We start from the raw sequence: 24,487 nt of genomic DNA on the forward strand, positions 1-24,487 counted from the left end.
GGGCCTTTGTCTTTGGTGCCCCTGATAATCCAACGCCATGATCCGACTCATCGCCGGCCTGGGCAATCCAGGCCCCGAATACGCCGACACCCGCCACAACGCAGGCTTCTGGTTCGTGGACGAGGCGGCGCGCCTGCTAAAGACGTCGCTGCAGATGGAGCGCGGCCATTTCGGACTCGTGGCTCGGGCCAACGTGGCCGGCCAGAGCGTCTGGCTGGTGGAGCCGCAGACCTACATGAACCTGTCGGGCAAGTCGGTGGCTTCGCTCGCGCGCTTCTTCAAGATCGCGCCTGAAGAGGTGCTGGTGGTGCACGACGAACTGGACCTGCCGCCGGGCGAGGCCAAGCTCAAAAAGGGCGGTGGCCACGCCGGCCACAACGGCCTGCGCGACATCCACGCCCAGCTGGGCAGTGCCGACTACTGGCGGCTGCGAATCGGTATCGGCCACCCTGGCAACCGGAACGAGGTCGCGAACTGGGTTCTCAAGAAGCCATCGCTGGACGACCGCATCGCCATCGTGCAGGCGCTGGACCGTTCACTCAAGGCACTGCCGCAGCTGATCGCGGGGAATATGGACAAGGCCACGGCCCTGATCCACACCAGCAAGCCTCCACGCCCCAAACCACCGAAGCCAGTGCCGGCGGCAACCCCGGCTCAGCCAGCGGAAGGCGGCAACACCGCCGGGCCGGGCGACGCCAGCGACTGACCGGCCGCCTGCAGGCGCTGGTACTTCTGCCACAGCGTCTCGTGGTTCTCGGTGTGGGCGGGGTCGACCGGGATGCACTCGACCGGGCACACCTGCACGCACTGCGGCTCGTCGAAATGCCCCACGCATTCGGTGCAGCGGTTGGGGTCGATCTGGTAGAAGTCCTCGCCCATCGAGATCGCCTGGTTGGGGCATTCGGGCTCGCAGACGTCGCAGTTGATGCACTCGGCGGTGATCATCAGGGCCATGATGCTGTCCTCACGCCTGAAGAGGTTGCGGTCTGAGGCGGGCAGCCACACCCGGACTGACCATCTGCGACACATCGCCCCCCAGCGTCGATATTTCGCGCACCAGGGTGCTGGAGATGCACTGCAGTTCGGCCTGCGGCAACAGGAACACGGTTTCCACGGTGAGCAGCAGCTTGCGGTTCATGGCCGCCATCTGGGCTTCGTAGTCAAAGTCGGTCATGTTGCGGATGCCGCGCACCACGGCGCAGGCGCCCTGCTCCCGACAGAAGTCCATGATGAGCCCGTCGAACGGCAGCACTCGCACCGGCAGGCCGGCCATTGCCTCCGCCGCCATCTCCATGCGCTCGTGCAGCGAGAAGCGCGTCTTCTTGTGGTGAGCGATGGCCACGGCCAGGATCAGTTCGTCGAACAGGCCGGCGGCGCGGCGCACCACGTCCTCATGACCGAGCGTGAGCGGGTCGAAGGTGCCGCTGTAGACCGCGATGCGGCGAGAGGGAGAGGCGGAATCGGACATGGCGGGATTATCGGCCAAGGGTCACCCGCGGTCCCTGCCCCCACCGCTTGTCACTGAGGCGGCAAGGGGCGCAGGAGGTGGAAATGCACCTGCCCGGCCCGGCCGTGGCGGTGCGTCTGCAGGCCGATCTGCGCCAGCTCGTCGTCACCCCAGGTGCGCGGCGCCTCGAGGTAGATCAGGCCGTTGTCGGCCACCACCAGGCGGGCCAGGCGCAGCGCCGTGCCGAACAGGACCTCGTTGCCGCCATCGCCGAACGGCGGGTCGAGGAACACCAGGTCCAGCCCCTGCCCGGCCCGCTGGCGCAGCGAGGCCACGCCATCGCCACGCTCCACGCGCACCGACCCCGCCTTGAGCCGCTGCACGGTGGCCTGCAGGGACTTGCACAGCGCCGGATCCTGCTCCACCAGCGTCACCTCGGCTGCGCCGCGCGAACCGGCCTCCAGCCCGAGTGCACCCGTGCCTGCGAACGCATCCAGGCAGCGCCATCCGCTCAGGTCCTGGCCCAGCCAGTTGAAGAGCGTCTCGCGCACGCGCGAAGGCGTGGGCCGCAGGCCGGGCCGGTCGGCCACCGGCAGCTTGCTTCGTTTCCACAGGCCGCCAATGATGCGGACCTCATGCGCGGCCTGGGCTGCGGGGCGTGGCGGTGCTTTGTTCATGCGCCGAGCTTAACCAGTCAGGGCTTGGCGCCGACGACTACCGTCACCATGCGCTCAGGCTGCAGCACGCGCGCAAACGCCCGCCGGATGTCGGCCGCCGTCACCGCCTCGACGCGGCGGGTCCAGCTCTCCAGGTAGTCCAGCGGCAGGCCGTTCCAGGCGATGTTGGCCACGTTGTCCAGCAGCTTTCGGTTGCTGTCAAACCGCAGGGCGAAACCGTTGACCAGGTAGTCCTTGGCGGCCTGCAGTTCCGCCTCGGCGGGGCCGTCGGCGACGAAGCGGCGCACGACCTCGCGCGCCACCTGGATCGCCTGATCCGCCTGGTCCGGTCGCGTGCTCAGGCCGAGCTGGAAGGCGCCGGCGTGCAGGCCAGGCGCGAAGTAGCTGTAGGCGCTGTAGCTCAGACCGCGCTTTTCGCGCACCTCGGTGGTCAGGCGCGAGACGAAGCCGCCACCGCCCAGGATGTAGTTGCCGATGAACAGCGGGAAAAAGTCCGGGTCGTTGCGCCGGTGGCCCGGCTGGCCGATCAGCACCTGGGCCTGTGCGGCGTCGAAGGGAATGCGCCGCTCGACGGCGCCCGCCAGGGGCGCGACCTCGGCCACTGCGGGCAGGGTCTCGCAACCGTTCGGGGCCAGGGCCGCCACGAGGCGGTCGGCGATGCGACCGGCCATGGCGCGGTCGACCGCCCCCACCATGACGATCTGGGTCCGGCAGGCGGCCGCATGGCGTCGGTAGAAGCTGCGCATGTCGTCGACGGAAATGGACTCCAGCGTGGTCGCGGTGGCCTCGCGGCCATAAGGGTGGTCGCCGTACACCGCCTGGGCAAACGCACGCCCGGCGTGGGTCCCCGGTCGCGTCTCGGCCTCCTTGAGGGCGCCCAGCCAGCGCTGACGGTCGCGCTGCCAGACGGCCTCCGGCCACGCGGGTGCGGCCAGCTGGCGGGCCGCAAGCGCCAGGGCGCGTTCCAGCAGTTCGGGTTCGGTGAGGGTGCGCAGGGACACGCTGAAACGTTCCAGCCCCGCGCTCACGCCCAGCTGTGCGCCCAGGTCGACCCAGGCCTCGCTGAGCGCGTTCTCATCCAGCGCCGGCTGCGCGCCCTGTGCGGCCACGCCGGCCGACACCATCGAGGCGGTGGCGGTGGCCAGCCCCGCGCGGTCGGCGGGATCGCGGCGCGAACCGCCGTCGAAGTCGATCTGCACGTCCAGCATCGGGATCGACGGGCTCGCCACCAGATAGACCCGGGCACCGCTGGCATGGGTCCAGTGCTGGATCGGAATCACGGCCCAGGCCGGCGCACAGAACAGACACAGCAGGACAAGACGGAAGACGTTCTTCATCGTTGGATCACCCAGGTGTCAGTGGCGGCCCAGCGCGGGCCGGGGACCGGTCCGGGCCGGTGCGCTGCGTTGCGACGGATCGGGCACCAGCACGGCCACGCTCAGCCGCTCCTCCGGGAACAGGCGCTGCGCCACCGAACGGACCTGTTCGGCCGTGACGCCGCGCAGGGCGTCCATCAGTCGCGCCGCGCTGCCGGGGCCGAGACCGTTGACCCACCAGGTGCCCAGCTCCTGCGCCTGGTTGTAGACCGAGTCGAGCTTGTAGATTTCGCCCGCCGCCCACTGGGTCTTGACCCGCTGCAATTCGGCCTCGCTCACGCCCTCGCGCGCGATCCGGTCCAACTCGGCACGCAGCGCCTTCTCGACCTCGGCCACGGCCACCCCGGCCGCCGGCACCGCGGTCAGTGTGAACTGCGCGGGCCCGCGCCCCAGCGCACCGTAGCCGGCCCCGGCGCTGTCGGCAAGCCGGGTGCCCGCGGTGCCCTGCACCAGCGCGCGGTCGAGCCGGGCGCCGCTGTAACCGTCGAGCAGCGCGGACAGCACGATCAGCGCCAGCGCATCCCGAGACTCGTCATCGCGGGCGCCGGGGTCTTTCAGGCGCGGCATGGGCCAGGCCATGGCCAGCATCGCCTGCTCGGTCGCGGCGCGGTATTCCATGCGCCGTTGACCGTTCTGCGGCGGTTCCTCGCGCGGCTTGCGTTCGGGCAGCGCGCGAGCCGGAATGCGGCCGTAGATGGACTCCGCCAGCGCATGCACCGCGTCAGGCTCCACATCGCCCGCCACCACCACCGCCGCGTTGCCCGGCACATACCAGCGGCGGTGGAAGTCCCGCACGTCCTGCGGTGTCATTGACTCCAGATCGCTCATCCAGCCCACCACCGGCCGGCGGTAGGGGTGCGCCTGCAGCGCCATCGCACCGAAGGCCTCGAACATGCGGGCGCGCGGCGATTCCTCGGTGCGCTGGCGCCGTTCTTCCTTGACCACCTCGATCTCGCGCCGGAACTCATCGTCGCTCCAGCGGTTGTTCTCGAAGCGGTCGGCTTCCAGCCTCATCACCGCTTCCAGGTGCCGCGCCGGCACCTGCTGGTGGTAGGCGGTGGCGTCGCGGCTGGTGAACGCGTTCTCGCGCCCGCCCAGCGCTGCGACGCGGCGGGAGAACTCGCCCGGCGCCAGGCTGGGCGTGCCCTTGAACATCATGTGCTCCAGCACATGGGCCACGCCCGAGGTGCCGTCGACCTCGTCCATCGACCCCACGCGCACCCAGAGCATGTGCACCACGGTGGGCGCCCTCCGGTCGGGCTGCACGAGCAAGGTCATGCCGTTGGAGAGGGTGTAGGTCCGGGCGGTTTCGGTGGCGGACGCAGCGGCGGACCAGAGCATGGCCAGCACCACCAGTCCCCGCATCAGGGAGGAGAAAGCTCGTTTCATAGAATCCTGTGGATTCCAAAGATTGAAACATGTTCTCGTTCTTCAGAAAAAAACCGCCTGCGCCCCCACCGGTCCCTGAACCGGTCCCCGCCGCCGCGCCCGCCCCGTCGGCACCGGTCGCTGCGCCGGCCACGCTGCCGGCCGTCGTCAGCCCGCCGGCTGCTCCCGCAGCGCCGCCCGAGCGCAAGGGCTGGCTCGACAAGCTCAAGGCCGGCCTGCGCAAGACCGGCTCCAGCATCGCCACCGTCTTCACCGGCACGCAGATCGACGACGCGCTCTATGAAGAGCTGGAGGCGGCGCTGCTGATGGCCGACACCGGCGTCAAGGCCACCGAGCACCTGCTGGCCGACCTGAAGAAGCGCGTCAAGGAGAGCAAGACCACCGATCCGGCGGCCGTCAAGGGCCTGCTGGCCGACGCCATCGCCGACCTGCTGGCGCCGCTGCAGAAGCCGCTGGTGATCGGCGAGCACAAGCCGACTGTGATCATGGTCGCGGGCGTCAACGGCGCCGGCAAGACCACCTCCATCGGCAAGCTCACGCGCCATCTGGCGAACGAAGGCGCCAGCGTGCTGCTGGCCGCTGCCGACACCTTCCGCGCCGCGGCCCGCGAGCAGCTGGCCGTCTGGGCCGACCGCAACACGGTGGAGATCGTGACGCAGGAAGGCGGCGACCCGGCCGCCGTGAGCTTCGACGCCGTGAGCGCCGGCAAGGCGCGCGGCCGCGACGTGGTGCTGGTGGACACGGCCGGCCGCCTGCCGACGCAGCTGCACCTGATGGAAGAGCTCCGGAAGATCAAGCGCGTGGTGCAGAAGGCCGACGGCACGGCGCCGCACGAGGTGCTGCTCGTCATCGACGGCAACACCGGCCAGAACGCGCTGACGCAGGTCAAGGCCTTCGACGAGGCACTGCAACTCACCGGCCTGGTCATCACCAAACTCGACGGCACGGCCAAGGGCGGCGTGGTCTGCGCCATCGCGCGCGAGCGGCCGGTGCCGATCTACTTCATCGGCGTCGGTGAAAAGCTCGAAGACCTGGAAACCTTCAACGCACGCGAGTTTGCGCAGGCGCTGTTGAACTGAGGGATGTGACTCCCGCGCTCCGCCGCTGCGCAGGTCGCTACTCTTCTTCTGTGTAGCCGCGCCACTGCTTCATCGCGTGGCGCATCGTCAGCATCTGGCGTTCGAACGTGGGGCAGGCCTTGCACACCATCAGATGCAGGCGCAGCCCGACGCGGTCTGCCCACGGCAGCTGGCGGTCTTCACGGGCCACCATCAGTGCGGTGGCCTCCTTGCAGGTGCGGCGAAACGGGTAAGCGGCCTTCATGTCGTGTGTGTTCGTCCAAACCAGTTCAGTTCCAGGCACTCCCGCAAGCGCAGGCGGGCCCGGTGGAGCTGGACATAGAGATTGGTCGGCGTCAGCCCCAGTTCCTTACAGATCTCGTCGCTGGAGAGCTCCAGCCACTCCCGCATCAGGAACAGGCGCCCCTGCACCGGCGGCAGTTTTTCGGTGCAGGCGTTGAGCACGGCCATGAACTGGCGGCTGCCCAGCGACTGCTCGGGATCGCCCCAGTCGACGGGCATCTGGGCGTGATGGCCATCGGCCTTGAAGGCCATGTGCTCCAGCGGATCGGTGCTGTCGTCGTCAGAGCCGCTGTCCAGCGTCACCTCGCGCTGACGCTGGCGCAGGATGTCGATGATCTTGTGCTTGAGGATGCCGACCAGCCAGGTGCGCATCTGGGAACGGCCCTCGAAGGCTTGCGGCCGGGCCAGCGCGGCCAGCACGGTCTCGGAGACGGCGTCTTCGGCCCAGGCGTCGTTGCGCAGCTGCAGGCGCGCGAAGCGCAGCAGGTAGGCCCGGCACTCGGCCACCTGGGTCGTGAAGTCGGGCGGGTTCTGGGTCATGGGCATTCGGCGATTCGCTGCGAGTGTAAAGACCCGGCCAGCGGAGGACCGAGGAATATTTTTTGTGCGGCGTGTAAGAACCGATCCTCATCGGCTGACTGACGCCCAACCGGTGAACATCGCCCCGCGACACGCACCGGTTGACTCTCAACCCCCACCTCATTCAGGAGAAAACCGATGAACCAGCGCCAGATGATCACCACCGCCGCCGCTTCGCTGATGAGCCTTGCCATGCTCACCAGCCCCGCCATGGCCCAGGACGCCGCCAAGGAAAAATGCTTCGGCATCGCCAAGGCCGGGCAGAACGACTGCGCCAACCTCTCCGGCTCGCACTCCTGCGCAGGCCAGTCCAAGGTCGACAACGACAAGGGCGAATGGAAGTACGTCGCTGCGGGCACCTGCAAGACCATGGGCGGCATGTCGATGGACGACGCCAAGATGGGCATGAAGAAGTCCTGATCCGCGGCCAACCCTCGCACAAGAAAGCCCGCCACCATGACCGCACACGCTCATCGGCCTCATGCCGCAGCGCCCGAGGTCGGCATCGGTTGGCGGCACCCCCATTACGCAGCGCTGCTGGAACAGCGGCCTGCTCTCGGCTTCATCGAAGTCCATTCGGAGAACTTCTTCGCCCCCGGCAGCGCGGCCCTGGCCGTGCTGCGCGAAGGGCGCGCGCACTGCCCGGTGAGCCTGCACGGCGTCGGCCTGTCGCTCGGGTCGGCGCAGGGCATCGACACCGCGCACCTGGACCAGTTGGCGCGGCTCGTGCAGGCCATCGACCCGGTGCGGGTCAGCGACCACGCCAGCTTCGCGCGCGGTGCGGTGGTGCACGCGGCCGACCTGCTGCCCGTGCCGATGAGCCGCGCGGCGCTGGACGCCATGTGCGCCAACGTCCAGCGCGTGCAGGACCGCCTGCGCCGCCCCATCGCGGTGGAAAACCTCTCGGCCTATGTGCAGTGGCGCGAGGCCGATATGGACGAACCCGAATTCCTCAACGCGCTCGCGCGGCGCAGCGGCTGCGGCCTGCTGGTCGACGTGAACAACATTTTTGTCAACGCCCTCAATGGCCAGTTGCGTGGCGAACACGGCGACCCGCTGGGCGCGTGCCGGCGCTGGCTGGACGCCATCGCGCCGGACCACGTGGCGGAGATCCACCTTGCCGGCCACCGGCACTGCGGCGACATCGTGATCGACGACCACGGCAGCCGCGTCGGCGAGCGGGTCTGGGCGCTGTACCGCCACGCCGTCGGCCGCTTCGGCGCCGTGCCGACGCTGATCGAGTGGGACACGGACATCCCGGACCTGTCCGTGCTGCTGGACGAAGCCGACCGCGCCCGCGAAGCCGCGGCGCAGGTGCTGGCCCCGGCCACCGACACACAGGCGGTCGCCGCATGAACACCCTGGACACCCTGACGCTGGCGCAGCAACAGCAGCTTCTGCTGGACGCCCTGTTCGCGCGACCGGGCGATGGCAGGCATGCGGCCGACGCGCGCCTGAACACTCAGCTCGATGTGTGGCATCCCCAGTCCGCACGAGGCCTGGCGGCCTACCGCAGCAACGGCCATGCGATGGCCGAACGCGCGCTGCGCGCCGCCTACCCGGTGATCGCCGCGATGTTCGGCGAGCAGAACTTCGACCTGCTCGCGCGCGACCTCTGGCACACGCACCCGCCCCGCGGGGGCGACCTCGCGCAGTGGGGCGCCGCCCTGTCTGGCTTCCTGCAGGCGAGCGACGCGCTGTCCGATGCGCCGTACCTGGGCGACGTGGCGCGCGCCGAGTGGGCACTGCACCGCGCCGCCAGCGCCGCCGACGCCGAGCCCGATCTGCCCAGCTTCGCGCGGCTGGCCAGCGAAGACCCACACGGCCTCACGCTCAGTCTCAGCCCCGGCGCCACGGTGATCGGCAGCCGCTTTCCGGTCGCCAGCCTGGTCACCGCGCACCTGTTTGGCGACCCCTGCCTGGCCGAGGCGGCGCAGCGGCTGCGCGACGGGATTGGCGAACTGGCCCTGGTGTGGCGCCAGGGGCTGCGCCCGCGCATCGCCGCCATCGACCTTTCGGCCGCCGCGCTGGTGCAGGCACTGCAGGCCGGCGCCGACCTGCCCGGCGCGCTGGATGCGGCCTGCGCCGCCGACACCGAACCGCCGTCCTTCGACTTTTCGGCCTGGCTCACCGCCGCCGTCACCGACGGGCTGGTCATCGGCGTGCAGCGCCTGACCGACCCCGCCCCCACCTGGAGATGACCCCATGAACACGACCCTGCTGCAGCGCGGCCTGCGCCTCTGGAATGCGTTGACCACCGCCCTCGACGGCGCCCAGCCGCTGGCCGCGCTGGCGGCACGGGCCTACCTCGCCCAGGTGTTTTTCCTGTCCGGCCTGACCAAGCTGCGCGACTGGGACACCACCCTGCTGCTGTTCACCGAGGAATACCGCGTGCCGCTGCTCTCGCCCGGTGTCGCGGCGGTCATGGGCACCGCGGGCGAGCTGGTGCTGCCGATGATGCTGCTGCTCGGGCTGGCCGGGCGCTTTGCCGCGCTGGGCCTGAGCGTGGTCAACGTGGTGGCGGTGCTCAGCCTCAGCGAGATCGCGCCGGCTGCGCTGCAGCAGCACATCACCTGGGGCGTGCTGCTGGCCGCGCTCGCGTTGTATGGCGTGGGCCGCTGGTCGATGGACTGCGCCTGGCTCAAGCCCCGGGTGAACGGCTGGCTGACACCGCAGACCAGCAGGTAAGCTCGCGCAGCGGTGCATGCCGCGCAACCCCGCCGCCCCGGAGACCCTGCTTGTCGACACCGTCCACCCACCCCCTGCGCCACCACCATGCTGGATAGGGCGATCCAGCAGGCCCTGCGACCGGCCTTCGGCCGTGCCGGCGCCGCCCTGGTTCGGCTGGGTGTGGGCGCCGACGCGGTCACGCTGGCCGGCTTCGTCACCGGCATGGCGGCGGCGCTGGCCATCGGCCTGCGGCAGTTCGTGGCCGGGCTGGTGCTGCTGTTGCTCTCGCGCCTGCTCGACGGTCTGGACGGCGCGGTGGCGCGCGCCTCGACCCCCACCGACCGCGGCGGCTTCCTGGACATCACGCTGGACTTCCTGTTCTACGCCGCGGTCCCGCTGGGCTTTGCGTTCGCCGACCCCGCGGCCAACGCCCTGCCCGCCGCCGTGCTGCTGGCCAGCTTCATCGGCACCGGCAGCAGCTTCCTGGCCTTCGCTGCGCTGGCCGAGAAGCGCCGCCTGGCCGATACCGCGCTACCGGGCAAGAGCTTCTACTTCCTCGGCGGCCTCACCGAAGCCACCGAGACCATCGCCGCCTTCGCCGCCATGTGCCTGTGGCCGCAGTGGTTTGGCCCCATCGCCTACGGCTTCGCCGCGCTGTGCGTCATCACCACCGCGCTGCGCATCGGCTGGGGCTGGCAACGGCTGCGCGACGGCGCCTGAGGAGACCCCATGAACCTGCGCAAACTCCTGCTTCTGATGGCCGTGGTGCTCGGCATCGTGGCCTTCTTCGCATTCGACCTCGGCCGCTTCTTCAGCCTGGAATTCCTCCAGCAGAGCCAGGCGCGCTTCGCCGAGCTGCGCGCGCAGCAACCGCTGGCGCTGGCTGCGGGCTACTTCCTGCTCTATGTGGCCGTCACCGCGCTCTCGCTGCCCGGCGCCACCATCGTCACGCTGGCGGGCGGCGCCATCTTCGGTCTGGGCTGGGGTCTTCTACTGGTGTCGTTCGCCTCCAGCATCGGCGCCACGCTGGCCTTCCTGACCGCGCGCTTCCTGCTGCGCGACAGCGTGCAGGGCCGCTTCGGCCAGCGTCTGGCCGAGGTGGACAAGGGCATACAGAAGGACGGCGCCTTCTACCTGTTCACCCTGCGGCTGATCCCGGTCGTGCCCTTCTTCGTCATCAACCTGCTGATGGGTCTGACCAAGATGAAGGCCTGGACCTTCTACTGGGTCAGCCAGATCGGCATGCTGGCCGGCACTGCCGTTTATGTGAACGCGGGCACGCAACTGGGACAGCTCACATCGCTGCAGGGCATCGTGAGTCCCGGCCTGCTGGGCAGCTTCGTACTGCTGGGCCTGTTCCCGCTGATCGCGCGCAAGATCGTCGAGGCGGTGCAGAAACGCAAGGTCTACGCGAAGTGGGCCGGCGTGCGGCCCAGGACCTTCGACCGCAACCTGATCGTCATCGGCGCGGGCGCGGGTGGTCTGGTCTCGGCCTACATCGCCGCCGCGGTCAAGGCCAAGGTCACGCTGATCGAGGCGCACAAGATGGGCGGCGACTGCCTGAACTACGGCTGCGTGCCGAGTAAGGCGCTGATCAGGAGTGCCAAGCTGGCGCACCAGATGCGGCACGCCTCGCACTACGGCCTGTCCGACGCCACGCCCGCCTTCAGCTTCAAGGCCGTGATGCAGCGCATCCACGACGTGATCGCCGCCATCGAGCCCCACGACAGCGTGGAGCGTTACACCGGCCTGGGTGTGGAGGTGCTGCAGGGCTACGCGAAGCTGGTGAATCCGTGGACCGTGGAGATCGCCCTCAACAGCGGCGGGACGCAGCGACTGACCGCCCGCAGCATCGTCATCGCCGCCGGGGCCCGGCCCTTCGTGCCGCCGCTGCCGGGGCTGGACGAGGTTGGTTATGTCACCAGCGACACGCTGTGGGACGCATTCGCGAAGCTCGAAGAAGTCCCCAAGCGCCTGGTGGTGCTGGGTGGCGGCCCGATCGGCTGCGAGCTGGCGCAGAGCTTCGCGCGCCTGGGCGCGCAGGTGACGCAGGTGGAGATGGCGCAGCGCCTCATGGTCCGCGAGGACGAGGAAGTGTCCTCGCTCGCCAAGGCCTCGCTGGAGGCCGACGGTGTGGCCGTGCTCACCGGCCACAAGGCGCTGCGCTGCGAGCTGGTGGACGGCGAGAAAACGCTGGTGGTGGAACACAGGGGCGCGGAGCAGCGCATCGCCTTCGATCAGCTGCTGTGTGCCGTCGGCCGCGTGGCGCGGCTCACCGGCTACGGCCTCGAAGACCTGGGCATTCCGACGAACCGCACGGTCGAGACCAACGAGTACCTGCAGACCATCTACCCCAACATCTACGCCGCGGGCGACGTGGCCGGGCCGTTCCAGTTCACCCACACGGCCGCGCACCAGGCCTGGTACGCCGCGGTGAACGCGCTGTTCGGTGACCTCAAAAAATTCAGGGCCGACTACAGCGTCATCCCCTGGGCCACCTTCATAGCCCCCGAGGTGGCGCGCGTGGGCCTGAACGAGCAGGAAGCGAAAGAAAAGAAGATCCCTTACGAAGTCACCAAGTACGGCATCGACGACCTGGACCGCGCGATTGCGGACAGCGAGGCGCACGGTTTCGTCAAGGTGCTGACCGTGCCGGGCAAGGACCGCATCCTGGGCGTGACCATCGTCGGCGAGCATGCGGGCGACCTCCTGGCCGAGTACGTGCTGGCCATGAAACACGGCCTGGGCCTGAACAAGATCCTGGGCACCATCCACACCTACCCCACGCTGGCCGAGGCCAACAAGTACGCGGCCGGCGAGTGGAAACGCGCGCACCAGCCGGAGAAGCTGCTGGCCTGGGTGAAGAAGTACCACGACTGGAAGCGGACATGAACACCTGGACCACCGCCCCCCTCCTCACCGCACTGGCCGGCGCGCTGGCGGGGGCACACGCACAGACCCTGCCACCCCTGACCCAGCCCGACGGCGCGCTGCACCCCGGCTGGCGCTATGTCGGTTTTCCCCAGCAGAAGGCGCCGATCCCGCCCACCGTCATCGAGGCCGGCCAGGTCGATGGCCAGCCCGCGGTGAAGGTGGTGACCGCGTCGTCCTACGGCAGCCTGGTACACGACCTGCAGGACGCGCCGCCCGCGCGCCTGCAGTGGCGCTGGCGGCTGGACCAGCCCCTCTCGGGCGGCCAGGCCGCACCCGACCTGACCACCAAGGCCGGCGACGACGCGGCGCTGAAGGTCTGCGCCATGTTCGATCACCCGCTGGAACGCGTGCCCTTCGTCGAGCGCACTGTGCTGCGCATCGCGCGCAGCGTCAGCGGCGAGGCCCTGCCCGCCGCCACGGTCTGCTATGTGTGGGACAGCGGCCGTGCCGCCGGCCTGCAGGGCGCCAACCCCTATTCACGGCGCGTGCGCTACATCAGCCTGCGCGGCAGCGAGACCGCGGCGGGCCAGTGGGTCGCGGAGAACCGCGATCTCGCGCAGGACTTCGTCACCCTGTTCGGCGACGAACTGCCGCAGGGCGCGCAGACGCCGCGCGGCGAGCTGCCCAGGGTCGCCACCGTGCTGATCGGCGCCGACAGCGACAACACCGCCAGCCGCAGCAGCGGCTGGGTGGCCGACCTGCGCTGGACCACCACCACCGGCCCCTGATGTCACACCCCGTAACATCGGGGCCCATGCACCACGGAATCAAGAAGCTGCTGCTGCTCGGCGGCGGACACGCCCATGTCCATGTCCTGTCGCGCCTGGCGCAGCAGCGGCCGGCCGATCTGGACATCACGGTCGTCACGCCCTACCCGTACCAGACCTACAGCGGCATGGTGCCGGGCCTGGTGGCGGGCCACTACAGCGAGACCGACTGCCAGATTCCGCTGGAGCCGCTGATCCGCGCCGCGGGGGCCAAGTGGGTGCGTGCGCGCTGCAGCGGCATCGACGCGGCCGGCCGACGGGCGCGCCTGAGCCCGGCCGGCAAGAGCCGCTCGCAGGACGAGATCCTGCCGCCCGACCTGCCCTACCACCTGCTGTCCATCGACACCGGCCCGGTGATCGACCGCCAGCGGCTCGAAGAAGACATGCCCGGCGCGGCGGACAACGCGCTGATCGTGCGACCGATCGAGGTCTTCGCCTCGCTCTGGCCCCAGGTGGTGGAACAGGCGCAGGAACGCGCGCTGTCGGTCGCGGTGATCGGCGCGGGCGCGGCCGGGCTGGAACTGCTGTTCGCGGCCGAGCAGTGCCTGCGCACGCACGGTGCGGCGGGCGCCCGCTTCACCCTCATCACCGGCGGCGTGGAGCCGGCTGCCAGCTACCCCGCCGGCCTGCAGGCGCGCGTGCTGCGCCGGCTCAGGCGGCTGAACATCACCGTGCTGCGCGACACCTGCGTCGGCCTGGCGCCGGGCGTGGTGAAGCTGGGCAGCGGCTCCGAGCTGGCCTGCGACGTGCCCATCCTCGCCATCGGCGCCCACGCGCCGCCCTGGCTGCAGGGCAGCGGTTTGGCGCTCAGCGAATCGGGGCATGTGCTGGTCAATGAGTTCCAGCAGAGCACCAGCCACCCCGAGGTGTTCGCCACGGGCGACGTGTGCGCCCGCACCGACCGGCCGCACCCCAGGAACGGTGTCTACGCGGTGCGCGCCGGCCCGCCGCTGGCGGACAACCTGCTCGCGGCCCACGAAGGCCAGCCGCTCAAGCCGCACCACCCGCCCGCGAACACTCTGAACCTGATCTCCTGCGGCGCCGGTCACGCCATCGCCAGCTGGGGGCCGCTGCACGCCGAGGGCGGCTGGGTGTGGCGCTGGAAAGACCACATCGACCGCGCCTTCATGGCCCGATACACCCTGCCCACGACATGAACACCACACCCGACCGCAGTGCCTGGCAGGTCTTCCTGATCTTCCTGCGGCTCGGGCTCACCAGCTTCGGCGGCCCGGTGGCGCACCTGGGCTACTTCCGCCACGAGTTCGTCGAACGCCGCCGCTGGCTCAGCGAGGCCGCCTACGCCGACCTGGTCGCGCTCTGCCAGTTCCTGCCCGGCCCGGCCAGCAGCCAGGTGGGCCTGGCGCTGGGCCTCTCGCGCGCCGGCTACGCAGGCGCCTTCGCCGCCTGGGCCGGCTTCACCCTGCCCTCGGCCCTGGCCCTGATCGGGCTGGCGCTGGGCGTGGCACAGGCGGGCGACGCGCTGCAAAGCGGCGCGGGCGCGGGCCTGCTGCACGGCCTGAAGGTGGTGGCGGTCGCCGTGGTGGCGCAGGCCGTCTGGGGCATGGCGCGCAGCCTCTGCCCGGACACACCGCGCCGCGCGCTCATGCTGGGTGCCGCCGCGGTCCTCATCGCCTGGCCCGGCACGGCCTTGCAGCTGCTGGTCATCGGCGTCGCGGCTGTCATCGGCCTCGCGGCGATGCGTCCGCCATCCGACACCGCCCACGAGCCCTTGCCCGTGCCCGTCGGCCGGCGGGCGGGCGCGCTGTGGCTGCTGCTGTTCGCCGCGCTGCTGGTGGGCCTGCCGCTGCTGGCCGCAGCCCTGCCCTCGCAGGCCCTGGCCGTGGTCGACGCCTTTTACCGCGCGGGTGCGCTGGTGTTCGGCGGCGGCCATGTGGTGCTGCCGCTGCTGCAGGCCAGTGTGGTGCCCACCGGATGGGTGAACAACGACGCCTTCCTCGCCGGCTACGGCGCGGCGCAGGCCGTGCCCGGCCCGCTGTTCACCTTCGCGGCCTTCCTGGGTGCCAGCATGCAGAGCGACCCCTCCGGCTGGGCCGGCGGACTGCTGGCGCTGGCGGCCATCTTCGCGCCGGCCTTCCTGCTGGTGGTGGGTGCGCTGCCATTCTGGGAACGCCTGCGCGCCCAGCCCCGCGTGCGCGCCGCGCTCATGGGCATCAACGCCGCCGTGGTCGGCCTGCTGCTGGCCGCGCTGTGGAACCCGGTGATCACCAGCGGCATCCGCGGGGTGGGCGACGCGCTGCTGGCGGCAGTGGCGCTGCTGGCACTGATGAAATGGAAATGGCCGCCGTGGGCGGTGGTGGCGGGGTGTGCCACCATCGGGTGGGCCATGGCGGCCTGATCACGCGAAGGACACGAGATGAAACTCGGCTACACCATCACCTACGTCCCCGACGTCGCGGCCTCCTTGGCCTTCTTCGAGCAGGCCTTCGGCCTGAAACGCCGCTTCCTGCACGAGAGCGGCACCTATGGCGAGCTCGACACCGGCGAGACCACGCTGGCCTTCGCCGCGCACGAGCTGGGCGACATGAACTTCGCCGGTGGCCACGTGCACGCCGACACCTCGGCCCAGCCGCTGGGCTTCGAGATCGCGCTGGTCACGGACGATGTGCCGGACGCGCACGCCCGGGCCGTGGCGGCCGGCGCGCGCGAGATGGCGCCGCCGTCGCAGAAGCCCTGGGGGCAGGTGGTGTCCTATGTGCGTTGCCCGGACGGCATTCTGGTGGAGCTGTGCACGCCGGTCGGCGGGTGATCGCCCTCAGGGCTTGACCAGGTGCCAGATGCCGCGGAAGCCGTCGCCCCTGTGGTCACCCGGCTGCTTGTCGTTGGCCGAGTGGTACAGCGGCCGGCCCTTGTAGGCCCACTGCAGGGTGCCGTCGTCGCGGGTCATCAGGGTGAAGTCGTCGAAGGCCTTGGCGCCTTCCTTGGCCAGCATCGGTGGCCAGGTGATGGTGCAGGGCCCGGTGCACAGGATCTTTCCCGGTGCGGTCAGTTCGTTGTCCCAGACGTAGAGACTCATGCCTTTCTCGTCGGTGAGGACGCCGTTGGTGAGCTTCGGCTGGGCGGCGGCGATGCTGGCGCAGGCCAGCAGAAGCAGTGCAACCAGGGCCTTGAGGGTGGTGTGCGGGCTGTTCATGGAGATGTCTCCGGTGGGGTGGGAATTTCCACTCTAGGCGCCTGCCCAGCGTCCGCTTTGACCCCCGTCAAGAGGATGCGTCACACGCGCACTGGCACGGCTCTTGTATGGTCCCTGCACCGCCGTCCGGCGGCCCACACCGGGAGCCCACCATGCCGCAGCAAGTCACCGTGCCCCTCACCTGGCAGCTGGCACCGACCAGCCTGACCCAGCCCATCCTGCCCAACTGGCAGTTCCACCTGTTCAACGTGAACCTCGGCGCCTCGTCCAACCCGGCGGTCGAGCAGGCGGCGCTGGCCCGGGTGGGCAGCTACGGCCGCCAGATCGGTCACCTGGCCGAGGCGCTGGAGCTGGTCGTCCGGCGCTTGAAGCTGCTGGAGAGCAAGGACCTGACGCCCGAAGAGAAGGACGTGCTCCAGGTGTTCCTGGGCGACGTGTCAACCATCCGGCAGATCAAGGCGTCCGTGTCGCCGTCCTGAACGGACCCGGCGCCGGTCAGCAACCCATCTGGTCGGCCAGGTGCAGCAGGTCTCTCGCGTGCAGGGTGTTGGCCGCGACCGGTGACACGTCCTTGATGTGCGCCGCGCCGAACTCCAGCGGGCGCTCGATGTAGGCGGTCATCAGGCCGCAGTCGCGCGCCGCGGCCAGGTCCTCGTGGTGGGCAGCGACCATCATCACCTCGCCGGGTGCGGCGTCGAACACGTCGGCCGCGCCGAGGTAGACGCGCGGGTCGGGCTTGTAGGCGCGGAACACCTCGGCGCTGAGCACGCAGTCCCAGGGCAGGCCGGCCGCCTTGGCCATGTCGGTGAGCAGGCCCAGGTTGCCGTTGGACAGGCTGCAGATGGTGAAGCGCGACTTCAGGCGCGTGAGCCCGGCCACGCTGTCGGGCCAGGCGGCGAGCCGGTGCCAGACGCGGTTGAGGTCGGCGCGTTCGGCCTCGCCCAGGTGCGCCAGACCGAAGCGCGGCAGCAGGCCGTCGAGGATTTCGCGGTGCAGCACATCGAGCTTGACGAAGCCACGCCCGCCCGAGCGCACCGCCTCCATCGCCGGCTGGTAGCCCGCGCGCCAGGCGAGCGCGAAGGCGTCGGCGTCGACCTGCGGAAAGCGCTGGCCCAGCTCGCGCACGATGGAGCCGTGCCAGTCGACCACGGTGCCGAAGATGTCGAAAACGAGAATGCGTGGAGGTTTCATCAGGTACACCGCTGGGTTGGAAAGCTCGCCGAACGGGTCAGCGCACGCGCAGGCGCACGCCGTCGGACTGCGCGGCCACGATCTCGCCCACTTCCGCCGAGGCGCCGAAGCCGTGCCGGTGGAACACCGCCAGCACCTCGTCCACCGCGTCGGGCGAACAGGCCACCAGCAGGCCGCCGCTGGTCTGCGGGTCGGTCAGCAGGGCCTGGTCGACCGGCTGCAGCGACTCGGCCAGCCGCACCTCGCTGCCGTAGGCGGCCCAGTTGCGGCCGCTGGCCCCGGTCACCATGCCCTGCGCCGCCAGGTCGCGCACACCGCCGATCAGCGGCACGCGGGCCATGTCGAGCGTCACCGTGGTGTCCGAGCCGCGCGCCATTTCCAGCGCGTGGCCGGCCAGGCCGAAGCCAGTCACGTCGGTCAGTGCGTGCACACCGTCGATGGCGGCCAGGTCGGGGCCCGGCGTGTTGAGCTTCGTCGTGTTGGCGATCATCTGCGCGTAACCGTCGGCGCTGAGCGCGTCCTTCTTCAGCGCAGCCGAGAGCACGCCCACACCCAGCGGCTTGCCCAGCACCAGGCGATCACCCACCCGGGCGTCGGCGTTGCGCTTGACGCGTTTGGGGTGCACCAGGCCGAGTGCGACCAGGCCGTAGATCGGTTCGACCGAGTCGATGGTGTGGCCGCCCGCGATGGGAATGCCCGCCGCAGCGCAGACGGCGCGCCCGCCTTCGAGGATCTTGCCGATGGTCTCGGTGGAGAGCACGCTGATCGGCATGCCCACCAGGGCCAGCGCCATGATGGGCGTGCCGCCCATAGCGTAGACGTCGCTGATGGCGTTGGTGGCGGCGATGCGGCCGAAGTCGAACGGGTCGTCGACGATGGGCATGAAGAAATCGGTGGTGGCGATCAGCGCCTGCTCGTCGTTGAGCTGGTAGACGGCGGCGTCGTCCGCGGTCTCGATGCCCACCAGCAGCTCTTTCGGAATGGGCATGGCGCTGGTGCCCTTGAGGATTTCACTGAGCACGCCGGGCGCGATCTTGCAGCCGCAGCCGCCGCCGTGCGAGAGGCTGGTCAGGCGGGGCTGGGTGTGGGCGGGCGTGGACGGGGCGTTCATTCGGGGTCTCCGTGGGTTGGGACAAATCGATCCAGCGGGCCAGGCCGGCCGGTTTCAGCGCGGCCCGGCCAGTGCCCGCAGCAGGGCGGCCCGTTCGGCGGCCGGCTCGAACAGCGGCGCTCTGGCCGAGCATTGTGCTTGCAGGGCGGCCAGGGCATCGCCGGCCCCCGCGATGTCCTTGCGGCATTCGCGCAGCCGCGCCACCAGCGCCGCCGCATCGCCCACCGGAAAGTAGCCGCCGTAGTCCGGCCCCAGCATGCCCAGGTTGCCATCCATCTGCGAGGCCAGCACCGGCGTGCCGCTGAGCGCGGCTTCCATGATCACGTGGGCGCCACCTTCCATGCGGCTGGGGTGCACCAGCAGGTGGGCGCGCTGGATGCGGCGGCGCGTGGCCTCGTGCGGCAGGCCGCCGAGCCAGCGGTAGTGCGGGCAGGCCGTGGCCGTGGCGCGCGCCAGATCACCCAGTGCAGGGTCGAGTGCGTCGCCGATGTGGTCGATCAGGATGCCTTCGTCGGGCGCCAGCAGCCGCGCGGCCTCGAACACGGTCTGCGGCGATTTTTCCTCGCGCAGGTGTCCCACCACCACCACGCGCAGATGCTGGCGCGTCTTGACCAGGGTCTGGCGGCGCGTGCTCGACTGGAACACCACATGGCACTTGCCGCGGTGGGCCTCGGGCAGGGCCAGCGGTGCCCGCTCCTGCAGCACGATGAGGCGGTGCGCCAGCACCAGCGAGCGCTGCGCGCTGGCGTCGGTCCGGATGTCGCGGTAGAGGTCGGTGCCGGTGAGCGCGAGCACCAGCGGCCGGTCGGGATGGGCCTGGGCCCAAGCGGCCACGCTGTCGGCCGAGCGCCGCGCGTGCAGCGCCAGCAGCAGGTCGGTACCGTTGTCGGCCATGCGGTCATCGGGCCACGCTTTCACCACGCGAACCTCATAATGGCCCGCAAGCAAACGCGCCCAGCGGTGCGCGGTCTGCCAGTTGCCGTTGTTGGCATCGGCCAGCGCAGGCGTCACGAGACACAGGGAGGGTTTTTTCATGACGGAACCACAGAGCTCAGCGATTGTGTCCGAAGCAGAATCCCTGCGCTGTGGCGGCAAGGCTGTGCTGGCGCAGGCACTGCAGGACGCGCGCAAACGCAGCCTGGCGCTGTTCGACGCCTACCTCGCTGCGCTCGGCCCCGGGCTGCGCGTGCCCTGCACGCCCGAGCTCAACCCGCCCCTCTGGGAGCTGGGCCACATCGGCTGGTTCGCGGACTGGTGGCTGGCGCGCTACCCCCAGCGCCACCTGGGCGTGGCGGCCGACCCGAAGGCACCACGCTCACCCGCACGCCAGGCCACCCGGGGCGTCGACGCGGACGCGCTCTACAACTCCAGCGAGGTGCCGCACGACCGCCGCTGGCACCTGCCGCTGCCCGATGCCGAGACCGTGCGCGCCGACCTCCTGGCCAGCCTGGCCGACACGCTGGCACTGCTGGACGAAGCGCCCGAAGACGACGACGGTCTCTATTTCTTCCGGCTCGCGCTGTTCCACGAAGACATGCACGCCGAGGCCGCGATGCACATGGCGCAGACGCTGGGCTTCGATCCCGGGGTCCGGCTGCCGCAGGCCGGTCGCGCTGCGCACCGCACCCGTTCGCTGGGCGTCGATGCCACCACCTGGACGCTGGGCCGCAGCGGCCCGGGCTTCGCCTTCGACAACGAGCTCGGCGCACACCCGGTGCCCGTCGGCGCTTTCGAAATCGACGCGCAGCCGGTGAGCTGGGCGCAGTTCCTGCCCTTTGTCGAAAACGGCTCGTACGCGCAGCGCCGCTTCTGGAGCGCGCCGGGCTGGATCTGGCGCCTTTTGGGCGAACGGCAGGCACCGCGCCACCTGCGCGAGACACCACAGGGCTGGGAACAGCAGCGCTTTGGCCAATGGGAGGCGCTGGACCTGTCCGCCCCGGCCCGCCATCTCAGCGCCTTCGAAGCGCAGGCCTGGTGTGCCTGGGCCGGGCGGCGGCTGCCGACCGAGGCCGAGTGGGAGCTGGCGTCGCAGCAGCCCGGCTTCCGATGGGGCGAGGTCTGGGAATGGACCGCCAGCCCTTTCGCGCCTTTCCCCGGTTTCACGCCCCACCCCTACGTGGACTACTCGCAGCCCTGGTTCGACGGCCGGCCGGTGCTCAAAGGCGCCAGTGCCTTCACCGTGCCGCGCATGCGCCACCCCCAGTACCGCAACTACTTCACGCCCGAACGCAACGACATCGTGGCCGGGTTCCGCAGCGCGGCGCTTTAGCGCGGTGTTTCAAGGGGCCGGGTCGGGCGCGTCGCTCCAGCGTCGGCGGTTGATGGTGTAGCCATCCACCGCGCTCCGGAATGGCAAGGCCAGCATGCCTGGCAGGCGCGCCACTTCGTGCGGGTCACGGTGGTCGCGTATGCCGATGCGCATGCCCTGCTGCCCCGCACGCGGCCGCTCGCGGTAGGTGCCAAACAGCCGGTCCCACCAGGCCAGATTGAAGCCGAAGTTGCTGTTGGTCTCGTCGTCTTCCACCGAGTGGTGCACCCGGTGCATGTCGGGCGTCACCATGAACCAGCGCAGCACGCGGTCCACCCGCTCGGGCAGGCGGATGTTGCCGTGGTTGAACATGGCGCAGGCGCTCAGCAGCACCTCGAAAACCACCACGGCCAGCACCGGCGCACCCAGCAGTGCGATGCTGGCGAACTTGATGCCCATGGACAGCACGATCTCCAGGGGGTGGAAGCGCGTGCCGGTGGTGAGGTCGTAGTCCAGGTCGGCGTGGTGCACCCGGTGCAGGCGCCACAGCGCGGGCACGGCATGCACCATCACGTGCTGGAGCCAGATGACGAAATCCATCGCCACCACGGCCAGCGGCACCGCCAGCCAGAACGGCACGGCAAAGTTGTTCAACAACCCCCAGCCTCTCTCGGCGCCCAGGGCTGCCATGCCGACCGCCGCGGTGGGAAACAGCACCCGCACCAGCACCGTGTTGAGCAGGACCATGCCGAGGTTGGCGCTCCAGCGCTGCCGGCGCGTCAAGCTGAGCGCGCGCCGGGGGGACACCAGTTCCCACAACGCCACCAGCATGAACACACCGACGAAGAACCCCACGCGAAGCAGCGGCTCGTGAGCCATCACCCAGGTTTCCAGCGCCATGATCACCTCCTGTTTCAGGCCGCCACGGCCAGACCGGCCGCCCGCCATTCGCTGACCCCGTCCAGGATCTTTCGAGCCTGAAAACCCTCGGCCTGGAGGATCTTGACCGCCTCGTCCGACATCAGACAGAACGGCCCGCGGCAGTACGCCACGATCTCCCGGTCCCGGGGCAATGCGGCCAGGCGCTGGCGCAACTCGTCCAGCGGAACGCTGCGCGCATGAGGCAGGTGGGCGCTGGCGTATTCGCTGGCCGGCCGCACGTCGATCACCACCACCTCACCGCGCCGTGCCTGGGTCATCAGGGTCTTGCGGTCGGTCGGGGCCAGTTGGGCGGGCGAGGCCACCAAGCGGGCGAACGCACTCTGGAACTCCAGCAGATGGGCTTCGGCCACCGCACGCAGCTGTACGCCCAGCACCGCCACGTCTGCCCCGGTGAGCCGGTACACCATGAACTTCCCGTCGCGCCGGCCTTCCACCAGCCGGGCCTCGCGCAGGACCTTGAGGTGGGCGCTCGTCAACCGCATGTCGATGCCCAGTTGCCGCGCGAGCCCCTCCACTGGCTTCTCGCCCTGCGCCAGCATCTCCAGCAACTCCAGCCGCTTGGGGCTGGCCAGGGCCTGCCCGATGCGGGCCATCTGCTCGTACAACTCGGACTTCAGATCACGTTCATTCATATATACAATCCAAAGTTCGTTAGATTGTATCCACGGAAAGCCATTCATTGCCAACGCATCCGCCGCCCGAGATCACCCGCAGGCCCATGGGCCTGCGCTGGGCAGTGGCCGGATCGTTGACGCTGCACCTGATCGCGCTCGGCGTGCTGCTGCCCGCCTTCAAGACGCGGCCGCCGGCGGTGCCTGACCAGCCCGTGGTCATCACCGCGGTGGTGGTCCCACCCGCCGAACCGCCCCGTACCGCACCAGCCCCTCCGGTTGCGCCGCCCGCCAAACCACCGGCAGGTCCGACGCCCCCCGCCCGCCCGGCGCCGGTCCCCACCTCGCAGCCAGGCAGGGCTTTCATGGACGCCCCACCAGCGCCAACCGCCCAGGAATGGGCCCAGGCCGCCACCTACACCCTCAAGAACGCCAAGCGCTACCGGCACCACTGGGGCCAGCACCTGCGCAGCCTGATGGGCACCGCGCACGAGGGCCCCGACCAGGGCGCAGTGCGCTTTCGCATCGAGATCGCGCCCGATGGCCAGCTGGCGCGGCTGGACACAATCTGGTCCACCTCACCCTCGGTGGAGCAGCGCGCCCGCGCGGCCGTGCGGCAGATGCCACCGCTGCCGCCCACGCCCACCGGCCTGCCCCTGGTATTCGAGAAGACCATCGTCTTCGCCCCCTGGACCGCCGAAACCCCGCCGCTCTACAAGAACGACTGCGAACCCGACCCGCCACAGCATGGCAACCGCTTCGTGTGGGACGGCCGAACACCTCAGGTGGTGGCCGAGCAGGCGGTGGCGGTGAAGCTGGACCCTGCCGCCTACGAGGAATGTCTCAAACAGTTGCCGCAGGATTCCATCGAGGCCGAGGCCGCAAGCGACAAACGTCAGCAGGAGCAATGGGCCTCACCCACGCTCGGGCGCTGAACCCACCCGCATCCAACGGCCGTCCGAGCTTTCAAGCGGGTGCCCAGAACACGCTGAACCAGCCGCGCCCGTCGGTCCAGTGCGTGGCGGGGCCGAAGCCGGCCTCGCGCAGCAGGGCCTCGAAGGCCTCGGGCGTCCACTTGTGGGAGTCTTCGGTGTGCAGGCGCTCGCCGTCGGCAAAGCGGCGCTCGCCGCCGGGCCAGCGCACGGTCTGTGCGCCGTCCGAAGCCAGGTGCATCTCGATGCGCGAGGCGGCCTCGTCGTAGAAGGCCACGTGGCGCCAGCGCGCGGGCGCAAAGTCGCTGCCCAGCAAGGCGTTGACGTTCAGCAGCAGGTTGCGGTTGAACGCCGCCGTGACGCCCAGCGCATCGTCGTAGGCGGGTTCCAGCACCGCCTTGTCCTTCACCCGGTCCACACCGATCAGGATGCCGCCGCCCGCACCACCGGCCGCGCACAGCGCGTGCGCCTGGCGCAGCAGGGCCAGCGATTCGCCGGGGTCGAAGTTGCCGATGCTGGAGCCGGGGTAGAACACGCAGCGCGGCGCCGCCGCCAGGTCGTGCCGCTCCAGCCAGTCGGCCGCGGCCGGCGGCAGCGCCAGGCGCGCCGAGAAATCCATGCCCAGGCCCAGCATGGGCACATGACGATGCCGCTGCTGCAGCTCGCCCATGGCGTCCCGCAGGTAGTCCACCGAAATGTCCACCGCCACGTAGCCCCCCGGCCGAAGCACCGGAAACAGGCGCGCGGCCTTGGCGCAATTGCCCGCCCCCAGGTCGACCAGCACCGCGTGCGGGGGCACCCGCTGCGCCATGGCGGCGCCGTGGGCCGCGAAGATGGCCGCCTCGGTCCGGGTGGGGTAGTACTCGGCCAGTTCGGTGATGGCGTCGAACAGGCGCGAACCCAGCGCGTCATAGAAAAACTTGGGCGCCGCGCGCGGCGGCTCGGCCAGCAGGCCCGCGACCAGCTCGGCGCGCAGGGCCGCGTCGTTGTTCTTGTGGATCTGCACGAACTCGGGCATGGCCCGCTTTATAAACCGCCCCCGCAGCGGTGCAAACCCTCTGGCGCCGGGTTCTAATACCTCCCCCTATCCCCCTTCAC

29 protein-coding genes are annotated in these 24,487 nt (G+C 70.1%); 15 read left to right on the plus strand and 14 right to left on the minus strand.

Features of this window, described 5'->3' with window-relative positions; translation table 11 throughout:
* The first annotated feature begins 37 nt into the window (after positions 1 to 37).
* A complete protein-coding gene (pth, locus tag BC358_RS19225) occupies positions 38 to 706 on the plus strand; it encodes an aminoacyl-tRNA hydrolase (protein WP_066149546.1) in 669 nt (222 codons plus the stop codon).
* Here pth and BC358_RS19230 read toward each other — a convergent pair.
* Genes BC358_RS19230 through BC358_RS19250 form a run of 5 tightly spaced genes read right to left on the minus strand, consistent with a single transcriptional unit; the run spans position 655 to position 4,889 of the window.
* Complete coding sequence (locus BC358_RS19230) at positions 655 to 954, minus strand: YfhL family 4Fe-4S dicluster ferredoxin (RefSeq protein ID WP_066149543.1); 300 nt, start codon at positions 952 to 954, stop codon at positions 655 to 657. The genes pth and BC358_RS19230 overlap by 52 nt on opposite strands.
* 10 nt (positions 955 to 964) lie before the next feature.
* Positions 965 to 1,468, minus strand: a complete 504-nt coding sequence (gene coaD / locus BC358_RS19235; protein WP_079367055.1) for a pantetheine-phosphate adenylyltransferase — start codon at positions 1,466 to 1,468, stop codon at positions 965 to 967.
* 50 nt (positions 1,469 to 1,518) lie between these two features.
* Positions 1,519 to 2,124: a 16S rRNA (guanine(966)-N(2))-methyltransferase RsmD gene (gene rsmD / locus BC358_RS19240; protein ID WP_079367056.1), complete on the minus strand. Its 606-nt coding sequence runs from the start codon at positions 2,122 to 2,124 to the stop codon at positions 1,519 to 1,521.
* A gap of 17 nt (positions 2,125 to 2,141) precedes the next feature.
* On the minus strand, positions 2,142 to 3,461 hold the full coding sequence (locus BC358_RS19245; RefSeq protein WP_079367057.1) for a pitrilysin family protein: 1,320 nt from the start codon (positions 3,459 to 3,461) through the stop codon (positions 2,142 to 2,144).
* Positions 3,462 to 3,479: 18 nt separating this feature from the next.
* Complete coding sequence (locus tag BC358_RS19250; protein ID WP_079367058.1) at positions 3,480 to 4,889, minus strand: pitrilysin family protein; 1,410 nt, start codon at positions 4,887 to 4,889, stop codon at positions 3,480 to 3,482.
* Positions 4,890 to 4,918: 29 nt separating this feature from the next.
* Between BC358_RS19250 and ftsY the strand changes: the two genes are divergently transcribed.
* Positions 4,919 to 5,968, plus strand: a complete 1,050-nt coding sequence (gene ftsY / locus BC358_RS19255) for a signal recognition particle-docking protein FtsY (protein WP_066149528.1) — start codon at positions 4,919 to 4,921, stop codon at positions 5,966 to 5,968.
* 37 nt (positions 5,969 to 6,005) lie between these two features.
* Here ftsY and BC358_RS19260 read toward each other — a convergent pair whose 3' ends face one another.
* On the minus strand, positions 6,006 to 6,212 hold the full coding sequence (locus tag BC358_RS19260) for a zf-HC2 domain-containing protein (RefSeq protein ID WP_066149526.1): 207 nt from the start codon (positions 6,210 to 6,212) through the stop codon (positions 6,006 to 6,008).
* Positions 6,209 to 6,796 carry a sigma-70 family RNA polymerase sigma factor gene (locus BC358_RS19265; RefSeq protein ID WP_079367059.1) on the minus strand — a complete coding sequence of 196 codons (588 nt, stop codon included), beginning with the start codon at positions 6,794 to 6,796 and terminating at the stop codon, positions 6,209 to 6,211. The genes BC358_RS19260 and BC358_RS19265 overlap by 4 nt, the downstream gene beginning before the upstream one ends.
* Before the next feature lie 171 nt (positions 6,797 to 6,967).
* Between BC358_RS19265 and BC358_RS19270 the strand changes: the two genes are divergently transcribed.
* The 10 genes from BC358_RS19270 to BC358_RS19315 all read left to right on the plus strand — a co-directional run bounded on the left by BC358_RS19270 (position 6,968) and on the right by BC358_RS19315 (position 15,970).
* Positions 6,968 to 7,249 carry a DUF2282 domain-containing protein gene (locus BC358_RS19270; RefSeq protein WP_066149521.1) on the plus strand — a complete coding sequence of 94 codons (282 nt, stop codon included), beginning with the start codon at positions 6,968 to 6,970 and terminating at the stop codon, positions 7,247 to 7,249.
* A gap of 36 nt (positions 7,250 to 7,285) precedes the next feature.
* Complete coding sequence (locus BC358_RS19275; RefSeq protein ID WP_079367060.1) at positions 7,286 to 8,185, plus strand: DUF692 domain-containing protein; 900 nt, start codon at positions 7,286 to 7,288, stop codon at positions 8,183 to 8,185.
* On the plus strand, positions 8,182 to 9,030 hold the full coding sequence (locus tag BC358_RS19280) for a DNA-binding domain-containing protein (protein ID WP_079367061.1): 849 nt from the start codon (positions 8,182 to 8,184) through the stop codon (positions 9,028 to 9,030). The genes BC358_RS19275 and BC358_RS19280 overlap by 4 nt, the downstream gene beginning before the upstream one ends.
* A 4-nt stretch (positions 9,031 to 9,034) precedes the next feature.
* Positions 9,035 to 9,517 carry a DoxX family protein gene (locus BC358_RS19285; protein ID WP_079367062.1) on the plus strand — a complete coding sequence of 161 codons (483 nt, stop codon included), beginning with the start codon at positions 9,035 to 9,037 and terminating at the stop codon, positions 9,515 to 9,517.
* 87 nt (positions 9,518 to 9,604) lie between these two features.
* Complete coding sequence (locus BC358_RS19290) at positions 9,605 to 10,219, plus strand: CDP-alcohol phosphatidyltransferase family protein (protein WP_079367063.1); 615 nt, start codon at positions 9,605 to 9,607, stop codon at positions 10,217 to 10,219.
* A gap of 9 nt (positions 10,220 to 10,228) precedes the next feature.
* Entirely contained in the window at positions 10,229 to 12,391 is a 2,163-nt protein-coding gene (locus BC358_RS19295; RefSeq protein ID WP_218669504.1) for an FAD-dependent oxidoreductase, read from the plus strand.
* Positions 12,388 to 13,161 carry a DUF3047 domain-containing protein gene (locus BC358_RS19300; protein ID WP_079367064.1) on the plus strand — a complete coding sequence of 258 codons (774 nt, stop codon included), beginning with the start codon at positions 12,388 to 12,390 and terminating at the stop codon, positions 13,159 to 13,161. Before BC358_RS19295 ends, BC358_RS19300 begins: the two co-directional genes overlap by 4 nt.
* 26 nt (positions 13,162 to 13,187) lie before the next feature.
* Positions 13,188 to 14,357, plus strand: coding sequence for an FAD-dependent oxidoreductase (locus BC358_RS19305; RefSeq protein WP_179130104.1), 1,170 nt, complete (start codon positions 13,188 to 13,190; stop codon positions 14,355 to 14,357).
* Positions 14,354 to 15,559 (plus strand): chromate efflux transporter, encoded by a 1,206-nt coding sequence (gene chrA, locus BC358_RS19310; RefSeq protein ID WP_079367066.1) that lies wholly within the window; start codon positions 14,354 to 14,356, stop codon positions 15,557 to 15,559. The genes BC358_RS19305 and chrA overlap by 4 nt, the downstream gene beginning before the upstream one ends.
* Before the next feature lie 18 nt (positions 15,560 to 15,577).
* Positions 15,578 to 15,970 carry a VOC family protein gene (locus BC358_RS19315; RefSeq protein WP_079367067.1) on the plus strand — a complete coding sequence of 131 codons (393 nt, stop codon included), beginning with the start codon at positions 15,578 to 15,580 and terminating at the stop codon, positions 15,968 to 15,970.
* A 6-nt stretch (positions 15,971 to 15,976) separates the two neighbouring features.
* On the opposite strand, the gene BC358_RS19320 is transcribed toward BC358_RS19315, so the two are convergent.
* The gene (locus BC358_RS19320) at positions 15,977 to 16,354 is read right to left on the minus strand and encodes a hypothetical protein (protein ID WP_079367068.1); all 378 of its coding nucleotides are present in this window, start codon (positions 16,352 to 16,354) and stop codon (positions 15,977 to 15,979) included.
* A gap of 152 nt (positions 16,355 to 16,506) precedes the next feature.
* Here BC358_RS19320 and BC358_RS19325 point away from each other — a divergent pair, with 152 nt between their 5' ends.
* Positions 16,507 to 16,833, plus strand: a complete 327-nt coding sequence (locus tag BC358_RS19325; protein WP_079367069.1) for a hypothetical protein — start codon at positions 16,507 to 16,509, stop codon at positions 16,831 to 16,833.
* A 16-nt stretch (positions 16,834 to 16,849) separates the two neighbouring features.
* On the opposite strand, the gene BC358_RS19330 is transcribed toward BC358_RS19325, so the two are convergent.
* From BC358_RS19330 to senB, 3 genes are read right to left on the minus strand one after another with little or no spacing between them, the layout of a single operon-like run.
* A complete protein-coding gene (locus BC358_RS19330; protein ID WP_079367070.1) occupies positions 16,850 to 17,545 on the minus strand; it encodes a haloacid dehalogenase type II in 696 nt (231 codons plus the stop codon).
* 37 nt (positions 17,546 to 17,582) lie between these two features.
* A complete protein-coding gene (gene selD, locus BC358_RS19335; protein ID WP_079367071.1) occupies positions 17,583 to 18,656 on the minus strand; it encodes a selenide, water dikinase SelD in 1,074 nt (357 codons plus the stop codon).
* 54 nt (positions 18,657 to 18,710) lie between these two features.
* A complete protein-coding gene (gene senB / locus BC358_RS19340) occupies positions 18,711 to 19,691 on the minus strand; it encodes a selenoneine biosynthesis selenosugar synthase SenB (RefSeq protein ID WP_079367072.1) in 981 nt (326 codons plus the stop codon).
* Here senB and senA point away from each other — a divergent pair.
* A complete protein-coding gene (senA, locus tag BC358_RS19345) occupies positions 19,690 to 20,925 on the plus strand; it encodes a selenoneine synthase SenA (RefSeq protein ID WP_079367073.1) in 1,236 nt (411 codons plus the stop codon). The two genes, senB and senA, sit on opposite strands and share 2 nt — an antisense overlap.
* A 9-nt stretch (positions 20,926 to 20,934) precedes the next feature.
* Here the strand turns inward: senA and BC358_RS19350 are convergent, their stop codons facing one another.
* Complete coding sequence (locus BC358_RS19350; protein ID WP_079367127.1) at positions 20,935 to 21,804, minus strand: sterol desaturase family protein; 870 nt, start codon at positions 21,802 to 21,804, stop codon at positions 20,935 to 20,937.
* A gap of 14 nt (positions 21,805 to 21,818) precedes the next feature.
* Complete coding sequence (locus BC358_RS19355; protein ID WP_079367074.1) at positions 21,819 to 22,478, minus strand: metalloregulator ArsR/SmtB family transcription factor; 660 nt, start codon at positions 22,476 to 22,478, stop codon at positions 21,819 to 21,821.
* 47 nt (positions 22,479 to 22,525) lie between these two features.
* Here BC358_RS19355 and BC358_RS19360 point away from each other — a divergent pair, with 47 nt between their 5' ends.
* On the plus strand, positions 22,526 to 23,392 hold the full coding sequence (locus tag BC358_RS19360; protein ID WP_143434368.1) for an energy transducer TonB: 867 nt from the start codon (positions 22,526 to 22,528) through the stop codon (positions 23,390 to 23,392).
* Positions 23,393 to 23,423: 31 nt separating this feature from the next.
* On the opposite strand, the gene egtD is transcribed toward BC358_RS19360, so the two are convergent.
* Entirely contained in the window at positions 23,424 to 24,407 is a 984-nt protein-coding gene (egtD, locus tag BC358_RS19365) for an L-histidine N(alpha)-methyltransferase (RefSeq protein ID WP_079367076.1), read from the minus strand.
* Positions 24,408 to 24,487 lie beyond the last annotated feature (80 nt).

The organism is Hydrogenophaga sp. H7 (assembly GCF_002025745.1).
Taxonomy (GTDB): Bacteria; Pseudomonadota; Gammaproteobacteria; order Burkholderiales; family Burkholderiaceae_C; genus Hydrogenophaga; species Hydrogenophaga pseudoflava.